The 9,859-nt window shown below is 71.4% G+C and carries 8 protein-coding genes; 3 read left to right on the forward strand and 5 right to left on the reverse strand.

The genetic code is table 11. From position 1 onward, the window contains the following. Positions 1-28: 28 nt before the first annotated feature. Entirely contained in the window at positions 29-1,462 is a 1,434-nt protein-coding gene (locus tag ACWDS7_RS42890; RefSeq protein ID WP_451933963.1) for an MFS transporter, read from the reverse strand. Between the two features lie 171 nt (positions 1,463-1,633). After that, entirely contained in the window at positions 1,634-1,921 is a 288-nt protein-coding gene (locus ACWDS7_RS42895) for a heavy-metal-associated domain-containing protein (RefSeq protein WP_451933964.1), read from the reverse strand. Positions 1,922-2,340: 419 nt separating this feature from the next. Between ACWDS7_RS42895 and ACWDS7_RS42900 the strand changes: the two genes are divergently transcribed. Continuing rightward, positions 2,341-4,014: a heparinase II/III family protein gene (locus tag ACWDS7_RS42900; RefSeq protein ID WP_451933965.1), complete on the forward strand. Its 1,674-nt coding sequence runs from the start codon at positions 2,341-2,343 to the stop codon at positions 4,012-4,014. A gap of 60 nt (positions 4,015-4,074) precedes the next feature. On the opposite strand, the gene ACWDS7_RS42905 is transcribed toward ACWDS7_RS42900, so the two are convergent. Then, positions 4,075-5,514, reverse strand: a complete 1,440-nt coding sequence (locus tag ACWDS7_RS42905; RefSeq protein WP_451933966.1) for an amino acid permease — start codon at positions 5,512-5,514, stop codon at positions 4,075-4,077. A 287-nt stretch (positions 5,515-5,801) separates the two neighbouring features. Here ACWDS7_RS42905 and ACWDS7_RS42910 point away from each other — a divergent pair, with 287 nt between their 5' ends. Continuing rightward, a complete protein-coding gene (locus tag ACWDS7_RS42910; RefSeq protein ID WP_451933967.1) occupies positions 5,802-7,520 on the forward strand; it encodes a RyR domain-containing protein in 1,719 nt (572 codons plus the stop codon). Between the two features lie 21 nt (positions 7,521-7,541). Here ACWDS7_RS42910 and ACWDS7_RS42915 read toward each other — a convergent pair whose 3' ends face one another. Further along, positions 7,542-7,796: a hypothetical protein gene (locus tag ACWDS7_RS42915; protein ID WP_451933968.1), complete on the reverse strand. Its 255-nt coding sequence runs from the start codon at positions 7,794-7,796 to the stop codon at positions 7,542-7,544. A gap of 2 nt (positions 7,797-7,798) precedes the next feature. Beyond that, the gene (locus tag ACWDS7_RS42920) at positions 7,799-8,890 is read right to left on the reverse strand and encodes an LLM class flavin-dependent oxidoreductase (RefSeq protein ID WP_451933969.1); all 1,092 of its coding nucleotides are present in this window, start codon (positions 8,888-8,890) and stop codon (positions 7,799-7,801) included. 635 nt (positions 8,891-9,525) lie between these two features. Here ACWDS7_RS42920 and ACWDS7_RS42925 point away from each other — a divergent pair. Then, the coding region (locus ACWDS7_RS42925) for a hypothetical protein (RefSeq protein WP_451933970.1) at positions 9,526-9,859 on the forward strand (334 nt) is incomplete at its 3' end.

Genomic DNA, 9,859 nt, shown 5'->3' on the forward strand with positions numbered 1-9,859 from the left:
GTGCGCGCGGCGCGCGCACCCCGGATGACTACACGCCGAGCGAGTCCGCCTGTGTCCCGGCCTCCGCCGGGGCCGCCGACCTGGCCCTGCGCATGAGCAGCAGGGTGAGCACCGCTCCCGCGGCCGCGACCGCTCCGGCGCCGATGAAGGCGCCCTGGAAGCCCTCGGTCAGCCTGGGGAGATCTCCCAGCTCGGCGGCGCCCCGGGAGGTGGCGATCGCGGTCATGACCGCGAGCCCGAGAGCCGAGCCGACCTGGTAGGTGGTGTTGACGATGCCCGAGGCCAGGCCGCTCTCCTCCGGCCGCACCCCCGACATGGCCGACATCATCGCCGGGATGTAGGCCAGCGACATGCCGACCGCCGCGACCAGCGACGCCGGCAGCACGTCGGAGGCGAACGCCCCGTCCGGCCGCACCAGGGACAGTCCCGCCACGCCGGCGGCCAGCACGAGCAGGCCCAGGACGATGAGCGGCTTGGCGCCGAAGCGTCCCAGCAGCCGGGCGGTGATGCCGATCATGAAGATCATGATCGCGATGGTCATCGGCAGCAGCGCGGCCCCGCTGGCGAAGGCGCCGTAGCCCAGGACCTGCTGCAGATAGAGGTTGAGGAAGTACCACATCGGGATCCACGCCGCGCCGAGCAGCGCCATCGCCAGGTTGGCCGGCGCCAGGCCCGGGGTGCGCCAGATGCCGAGCGGCATGAGCGGCTCTCGGACGGTGCGCTGGATCACCAGGAACAGCGCCAGCAGCGCGATCGCTCCAGCCAGCTCCAGCAGCGTGGCCGGTGAGCTCCAGCCCTGTTCGGGAGCGCGGACGATGGCGTAGACGGCCAGGGCGATCCCCGCGGTGACGGAGACGGCGCCCAGCACGTCGACCGAGCCGCGCCGGCCCTGGACGGCGGGCAGCAGGGCGGGGACGGCGGCCAGGGTGGCCAGACCGATCGGCACGTAGACGATGAAGACCCACGGCCAGCTCAGGTACTGCGTGATCACTCCGCCGAGGAACACTCCGGCGGTGCCGCCGGCCGGCGCGGCGGCGCCGTACAGGGCCATGGCCTTGCCCAGCTCGCGCGGGTTGTGCCCGAAGAGCATCATGAGCAGGGTCATCGAGGCGGGGGCGATGAGCGCGCCGCCGATTCCCTGGACGCCGCGGCCGACGATCTCGACCCAGGCGTTGCCCGCCGCCGCGGCGACGATCGAGCCGGCGATCAGGATGACCCAGCCGGCAGTGAAGATCTTGCGGGCGCCGAGCAGGTCCGACAGCCGCCCGCCGAGCAGCAGCAGGCCGCCGAAGGCGATGACGTAGGCGTTGAAGACCCACTGCAGGTCGCCCTGGGAGAAGCCGAGGTCGCGCTGCATGTCCGGCAGCGCGACGCCGATGATGGAGGTGTCCATGATGACCATGAACTGCGCGGCGGCGAGCACGACGAGTGCCTGCCACCTGCGTGGATTGACGGCGTTCATGCCGCACTCCTGATTCCTCGCATCCTCGCCGGGTGGCAGGATGCGTCGTGGGGGTTGGTGTGATCGGAGTCGGACCGGCCCCGCGGGTGGGCGTGCACGCCGATGCGCGCCCACCCCTGTTGTTCTCCGGGACGCGCGTCCCGGGACGTTCTCCCCGGGACGCGCCTTTCTCTAGAAGGCGCCGACGGGTGCGGCGCCGGCCAGCGTGTAGCCCGCCTGCTCCACCGCCGCGCGGATGTCCTCGTCGGAGAAGCCCGCTCCGCTGACGGAGACCGAGCCGCTCGCCAGGTCGACCTGGACGCCGGTAACGCCGCCGACCTTGCCGATCTCGGAGGAGACCGACGAGACGCAGTGGCCGCAGGTCATCCCGCTGACCGTGTAGACGCTCGCGTCCGCGCCGACCGCCGCCGCCTGCGTGGAGGCGCTGTCCTGGGTGCCGCACGCACATGCCGTGCACATGGGATTCTCCTCTCGCCTATACCCCGGCGGGGTATCGCTGCGGCAGTAACATACCCCTAGGGGGTTTTATTTCTCAAGTCCGGCGCGGGATGGATCTCCGGCGGGATCCCGCCGGGGTGGATGTCCCGCGGAGCCGTGCGGGCGGGCCGTTCCGAGGATCGGCGGCCGGGGCCGCGTCCGGCCCCCGCCGATCCCGGGGCCGAAAAGACCGTCGGGCGGAGAACAACTCCGAGGGATCGCGCATCTAACGGTTCATGATCAGAACGTCGGCCAGGCGTGCGGCGCACGGCCGTCCGGGGCTCCTCGGGGCCTCCTGAGACACCCGGCGAGGTGAGGGGCCCCGCCTCGCCGGGGATGTCGTCTTCTTCCCGTGTCGCGAGCGCGCAGGGGCCGCTCGCGCCCATTGATGGAGCAAACGATTGCTTGCTATACGACGGGGGACCATCGGCCTGGGTGTCCTCACCCTGGCCTTCCTGACCTTCCTGACCCTCCTGGCCTGCGGGCCGGCCAAACTCTCCCTGGCCGAGAGCCGGGGCAAGGTCACCTGCCAGGGCGACCAGTTCTCCACCGTGCCGGCGACCGACGCGATGAGCGGACGGCTCGCCTTCGTCGGTCTTCCCCCGGTCGACCTGGGCAAGGACATCGACTGGCGCACCGACCCCTACGGAAACCGCTCGTGGGCGCTGAACCTGCACACGCTGCGCTGGATGGGGCGGCTGGTCGTCGACTACGAGGCCACCGGGCGGCGCGACCGCCTCGACCGCGCCGTCGAGATCGCCGAGGACTGGGTGCGCGACAACCCGCGCGGCGGGCCCGGCACCAGCGAGTGGGCCTGGGCCGAGCACCCGGTCGCGCTGCGGGCCCCGGCCCTGGTCTGCCTCAGCGCCCACGTCAAGGATGACTGGCTGGCCGCCACGCTGGCCGAGCACGCCGAGATCCTGGCCGACGCCGCCCTCTACAAAGGTGGCCACAACCACGGACTGGACCAGGACATCGCGCTGCTGGCCATCGGCTGCCGCTTCGGCGAGCAGGACTGGACGGCCCTGGCGCTGCGCCGGATGAGCGCCTCGGCCAGGCTCGCGATCGACGGGCAGGGCGTGCTGCGCGAGCAGGCTCCCCGCTACGGGGTCTACGTCCACCAGCGGCTGGGCGTCGCGATGGAGGAGGCCCGCGACTGCGGGGTGGCGGTCCCCGCCGACCTCATCCGGCGCCGGCGGTCGCTGGAGACCTACGTCGCCCACGCCACCCAGCCCGACGGCCGCCTGGCGCCCATCGGCGACAGCCCCGCCGACCTGCGCCCGAAGGGATTCCCCGCCGAGCGGCAGACCGTGAAGGTCTTCGACGGCGGCTACGTCTTCGGCCGGACCGCCTGGAACGACGCCGGCTCGGCCTACTACTCGATCCGGTTCGGCCCCGGCCGCGCGCTCCACGGTCACGAGGACCACCTCGGCGTGACCTACCACGCACAGCGGCGCGACCTCCTGGTGGAGGCGGGCTTCCACTCCTACGAGAAGACGCCCTACCAGAGGTGGACGCTCTCGCCGCAGGCCCACAACGTCCCCGTCGTGGTCGGCGCCGGCTTCCGGGAGGGCACGGCCGCGCGCCTGCTGCAGGCGGCCACGGGCCCCGGCCGGCAGTCCTTCCGGCTCACCGACGACGCCTACGGCGTCAGCCGTACCCGGTCGGTGCTGGTCGAGCACGGCGGCGACTTGATGGCCGTGCTCGACACGGTGCCGCGGGGACGGCAGGTCCGCCCGCTGTGGCACCTGGGCCCCGGGCTCGACGCGACCGCCGTGGCTGGCGGGAGGGTGGTCCTGGCCGACGGACGGTGGAAGGCGTCGCTGCTCCAGCTCCAGCTGCCCGCGTGCACGCCGATCGGCGGTCAGTCGGTGCGCCCGGAGGAGATCTCACCCGGCTACCTGAGGAGGGTCTCGAGCACGACGGTGCTCTCCCCGGCCGCGAGGTCCCTGCTGACCGTGATCGTGCCGGGCACCGCCGACCCGGAGATCTCCTGCTCCGGGGGGAGGGTGCGGGTCCGCACCGCCGCGGGCGTGGTCTCCTTCACGGCCGACCTGTCCAGGGGACTCGCCTGAGGCCCCCCGCGCCTTCACGGCCGGCCGTCCGCCCGCGTCCGCGGTCCGGCGGCCGGCCGGTCACACCCCGCCCTCGTGCGTCGCGGTCTGCGCCTTGGCCAGCTCGGAGTGGCGGTAGGAGTAGGTGAAGTACACGACCAGGCCGATCAGGAACCACACCGCGAAGCGCACCCACGTCTGCCACTGCAGGTAGGTGATCAGCCAGAGCGAGAAGACGACGCCGATCGCGGGCACCACCGGCATCGCCGGGCAGCGGAAGGTCCGCGGCAGGTCGGGCTGCCGGTAGCGCAGCACGATCACCGCCGTGCACACGACCGCGAAGGCGAGCAGGATGCCGATGTTGGTCAGCTCCGCCGCCTCCCTGATGGGCAGGAAGCCGGCGATGAGGGCCGAGGCGATGCCGATGATCCACGTCACGCGCGTCGGCACGTGCCGTGTCGGGTGTGTCTTGGCGAACCACTTGGGCAGGAGCCCGTCGCGGCTCATCGAGAACCAGACGCGGCTCACGCCGAGCATGAACGTGAACATCACGGTGAGGATGCCGATGATCGCCCCGACCGCGATCACGTCGGCCAGGCGGTTCAGGCCCACCGACTGGAACGCCGTGGAGAAGCCGCTCTCCTTGTCGATCTCCGTGTAGTGCTGCATGCCGGTCAGCACCAGGCAGGCCAGCACGTACAGGACCATCGAGATGGCGAGCGAGTAGACGATCGCCTTCGGCATGTGGCGCTGGGCGTCCTTGGACTCCTCCGCCGCCGTGCTCATGGCGTCGTAACCGAAGACGGCGAAGAAGACCGTGGCCGCCCCAGTGATGGCGCCCCCGATGCCGTAGGGGAAGAACGGCGTGTAGTTGCTGGTGTTGATGTAGAAGAAGCCCACGATGATGACCAGCAGCACCACGGCGACCTTCAGCCCGACGACGGTCGTCTCGAACCGGGCGGCGTTCCGCATGCCGAGGTTCAGCAGGTAGGCGATCAGCAGGCACAGTATGGCGGCGAACAGGTCCACCCGGTGCCCCGCGCCCGTCCCCGGGGCCCCCAGCATCCAGGCGGGCAGCTGCGCGCCCAGGTCGCTGATCAGGAACGAGAAGTATCCGGAGATGCCGATGGCGACGACCGCGACGATGGCGGTGTACTCCAGCAGCAGGTCCCAGCCGATGAACCAGCCCGGCAGCTCGCCGAGGACCGCGTAGCCGTAGGTGTAGGCCGACCCCGCCTTCGGGATGAGCCCGGCGAACTCCGCGTAGGAGAGCGCCGCCGCCGCGCTCGCGACCCCGGCGATCAGGAACGACACCACGACGGCGGGACCGGCCGTGCCGTTGGCGACCGTTCCCGCGAGCGCGAAGATGCCCGCGCCGATGATGCCGCCCACCCCGATCGCGGTGAGCTGCCACAGCCCCAGCACACGGGTGAGCTGCTCGGTCTTGTCACCCTCCGGTTCTTCGATGTGCTCGATGGGTTTACGGCGCAGTACGCCTGATCCCGTCTGGAATATGGCCATGAAGCATCCCCCCGCACGGCCGCAGCGGATCATATGGACCGATATCGAACCTGATGAAGGGCTCTTACCCCGTTTCACCTGCGCCGACGCTGCGCTTACCGGAGCCGGGCGGCTGGGCGGGCCCCTGCGGCCCGGGAGGCGGCGCGAGGCCGGGCCGGAGGCCGCTCCTCCGTATCCCGGGCGATCGGCGGATCTGGCCGTTACTGTGGGGAGAGCCGTTCCTTTTCCGGTCCGGGGGCCATGAACGCGATCACGCAGACTTCGACACCGTCATGAGCGAGGCATGAGTGAATCCACCGTTCGCCGCCTTCCGGCTCCGGATCGTGTTCGTCTTCCTGGCGGTGGCGGCCTCCGTGCTGGGCTGCGTCGGCATGCGGACCTACCTGCTCTCCAGGCCCGAGTTCGCGCGGTCGCCGCTGGACATCCTCTACTACGTCCTCCAGCTGTTCGTCCTCGACCCCACCCCTCTCGACGGCACGGCCCCGCTGCCGTGGACGCTGGAGGTGGCCAGGTTCGTCGCGCCCGCTGTGACGATCTACGCCCTGTTCGAGGCGGCCCGGCTCATGCTCGCCGGTGAGATCCGGCGGATCCGGGCGCGGGAGGCGCGGCGGCACGCGGTGATCTGCGGGGAGAGCCCGATGACGCGGGGGCTGGTCGAGCGGCTGCGCGCCGCCGGGCGCGACGTCGTGGTGATCACCTCCACCCCCGTCACCCTCCTGGACGACCCCCGCGTGCTCCACGTGGTCGGCGACGCCCGCAACCCCGCCGTGCTCAAGGCCGCCGGGGTCGCCAGGGCCGAGGTGCTCTACGCCTGCGAGCAGGACAGCTCCACGAACACGGGGATCGCCCTGGCCGCCCACGGTGTCCGGCGGGCCGCGCCCGGCCCGCTGGCGGCCTACGTCCTCATCCCCGACCCCGACCTCTGCACCGCGCTGCGCGCCCGGCGGCTGGGCGTGGCCGATCCGCCCGGCCTCCGGCTCGACTTCTTCAACCGCGACGAGCTCGCCGCCCGGGTGCTGCTGGACCGTGACCCCGTCGGCGAATGCCTGCCGATCATGATCTTCGGCCTCGACGGCTTCGGCCACGCGCTGCTCATCGGGCTGGCCCGCCGATGGCGGCTGCGCTCGCCGCAGCCGCAGCCGAGACTGCCGGTGACCGTCGTCGACGCCGACGCCGACGCGGCGCTGGCCACCATGCGGCGCAGATACGACTTCATCGACTCCGCCCTCGACCTGACGGCCGTCCACCCCAACCGGCTCGACGCCGAGGGCTACCGGTTCCCCGGCGTGCCGCAGCGGGTGTACGTGTGCTACCCCGACGAGGACCTGGCCCTGAAGACCGCGCTGACCACGTTGCGGCTGTGGACCGGCACGCCGCGCTCGCTGGTGATCCGGGTCGAACGACAGGGGATGTTCGACCAGGCGTTTCAGGGGGTCAGCCTCCTGGAGAACCTGGCCGGCCTCCTGCAGGTGTTCGCCGTCACCGACGAGGCCGGTGATCCGCGCCTGATCGCCGAGGACCTCATCGAGCAGCTGGCGCGGGCCATCCATGAGAACTACGTCTACGACTGCCTCCAGAACGGCGACTCCCCGGAGACCAACGACTCACTGCTCCCGTGGCCCGAGCTGCCCGAGACCCTCAAGAAGGCCAACCGCAGCCAGGCCCAGGACATCGGCCGCAAGCTCAAGGCCGTCGGCGCCGTCCTCGCCTCGCGGGTCAACCCCGAGCTCGGGTTCACCTTCACCGACGCGGAGATCGAACGGCTGGCGGCCATGGAGCACCGGCGCTGGATGGACGAGCGCGCGGAGGAAGGCTGGACCCACGGCCCCTCCCGTGACACCGTCCGCAAGCGGCACCCCGACATGGAGGACTGGGCGCGCCTGCCCGAGTCGTCCAAGGAGAAGGACCGCAACGTCATACGCCACCTGCCCGCCGTGCTGGCCATGGCCGGCTTCCAGATCGTCCGCATGGAGGGGAGCCCTCAGGAGACCGCGACCCACCGGTGACGAGGAGGCGGACGCGGCCGGTCAGCGCGGTCCGGAGGTGAGCCGGAGGCCGAGCTGGGCGTACAGCTCCAGCTGGTCGAAGTAGACACGCTGGCTGACGACGAGGTTGTCGGACAGCGCGAAGACACAGCAGCACCGCAGGCTGACACGGCGGCCCGTGGCCGGGAGCACCTCGCCCCCGGCCAGCAGGAAGGGCTCAGCCTGAGCGCCGGGACCGCCGGTGATCCGCGGTGCCCGGCCCGCCGAGGGGCGGCGCCGGCCTGTCTTCCCCGTCAAGCTCACTGTACGGCCCGCCGGCTCGCGTCCGTCGAGGTGAGGCCGCCGCCGGGGCGGGCTCCCGCTCCCGCGGCGGCGGGGGTGGGCGCGGTGATGCCCGCCAGGCGGGCCAGGCGGCGATAGGAGTCGAGCCGCTCGCCGTGGTCGAAGGTGTTCATGGTGACGAGCACCTCGTCGGCGCCGCTCCGCGCGACCAGCCCCTCCAGCGCGGGCGCGACCTCCTCCTGCGTGCCGTGGATCTGCCCCCGCAGCGCCTCCTCGAAGAGGGCGCGTTCCCGGGCCGTCATGTCCGAGGAGAGGATCTCCCCGGCCGGGGTGAGCGGAGGGAAGACGCCGCGGGTGCGCGAGACGGCGGTCGCCCACGCCTCGGGCGCCTGCAGCCGCCGGGCCGCCTCGGTGGTCCCGGCGACCGCGATGCCGGCCGCGACGATGACGTACGGCCGCGCCGACCAGGCCGAGGGCCGGAAGCCCGTACGGTAACGGGCGATCGCCTCCAGCATCCGCTCCTGCCCGGCCGCCGCCGCGATCACCAGCGGCAGTCCGTGCCCGGCCGCGATGTCCGCTCCGGTGCCCGTGGCGAGCACGTACGCGGGCACCCGCAGCCCTTCGGACGGGAACGCGTGCACCCCCGGATGCGCCTGCTGGTCGCCGGTGAAGTAGCCGAGCAGCTCGGTGAGCTGGGCCCCGAAGTCCTCCGCGTCGCGCTTGTCGTGGCCCAGCGCGCGCCGTATGCCGCCGGTGAAGCCGACCGACCGGCCCAGGCCCATGTCGATACGGCCCGGGTAGAGCGACTCGAGGACGCCGAACTGCTCGGCCACGACCAGCGGTGGATGGTTGGGGAGCATCACCCCGCCGGTGCCGATCCGGATGCGGGAGGTCGCGGCGGCGACGGCGGCGGCCAGGACGGTCGGCGCCGAGCCCGCGGCCCCGGGCACCCCGTGATGCTCCGACACCCAGAAGCGGTGGTAGCCGAGGGCCTCGGCCTCCTGGGCGAACCGTACGGTCTCGCGCAGCGCCTGTGCGTGGCCGTGCCCCCGCCGGGCGAGGGAGCGGTCCAGGATCGACAACCGTGTTGCCTGCGATGCTGCGTTCACCCTCACTCCAACACCTTCACCCCCCGGGGATTCCCCGGCCGCCGTGCGGCCCGACCCGGCGGGTCCCCGGGGCCACGGCCCGCACCCGCCCGGCCCGGAAAGAATCGTTGATTCAAGCGCTTGGTTTTCGCATATGGCCCGACGAGAAATTCCGGCGCGATGGCCGGCGCCCGGACACGGCCGACGGATATGTCCGCTGGTCGCATTGTTTACTGACTCGCGGAGTGAGTGTTTACGGCCGGAGCCGCAGGTGCCGACGTGGCTGGAGAAGGCGTATTGAGCGGGCCGGGGAGCGCCTGTCATGATTTGACATTAACGCGGGACTCCGGGGCTGCGGCAGCCGTGGGCGGGAGGCCGCGATCCGGCTGCAGGTGCCGCAACCACTGGCTGAAAGCCTATCTGAACTGGGATTTTAGGGCGCAGTGATGGTCTGCGTGCGGCGTTCCGGGAAGTGTGGGATTCCGCTTAATTCGCCGCCCGGCGGTTCCGGAGGTGCAGCGCTTATCTCAACAGAATTCCCGTTGATTTGCGGCGCGAGATGGTCGTCTGACCAAAGTATTTGACATGGATACATTGACTGATGATATGCGGCTATCTACTCTCGCGATGTCCGGTAAATTACAGAGGAGTGGCCGATGAAACGCCTCCGAAATCTCGTCCTCGCCGTGACCGCCGTCGTGCTGGCATTCGCCTTCGTCCCGACCTCCGCCTGGGCGGCCACCACCAAGATCCACAGGAACGACCAGTTCGGCGCGCTCTACTCCGGCAAGGTCAGGGCGACGTTGATCGGCAACGTATCGATCAGCACCTCACTCGCCACCGCCACCTGTAACGTCGGCGTCATCGACGGCACCGTGCAGTCGGACGGCACCATCGCCGACCTCGGTGCGCTCCTGAGCGAGGCCGGGGTGGAGCGGGCGGACGCGGTGGTCAGCACGCTGCCGTGGTCGCTGTTCCCCGGCGAGCGGC

The sequence above is a fragment of the Streptosporangium sp. NPDC003464 genome (assembly GCF_053588315.1).

Bases quoted from the DNA above. Each gene is read 5' to 3' on its own strand.
- ACWDS7_RS42890 (WP_451933963.1), bottom strand. From the start codon at position 1,462: ATGAACGCCGTCAATCCACGCAGGTGGCAGGCACTCGTCGTGCTCGCC.
- ACWDS7_RS42895 (WP_451933964.1), bottom strand. From the start codon at position 1,921: ATGTGCACGGCATGTGCGTGCGGCACCCAGGACAGCGCCTCCACGCAG.
- ACWDS7_RS42905 (WP_451933966.1), bottom strand. From the start codon at position 5,514: ATGGCCATATTCCAGACGGGATCAGGCGTACTGCGCCGTAAACCCATC.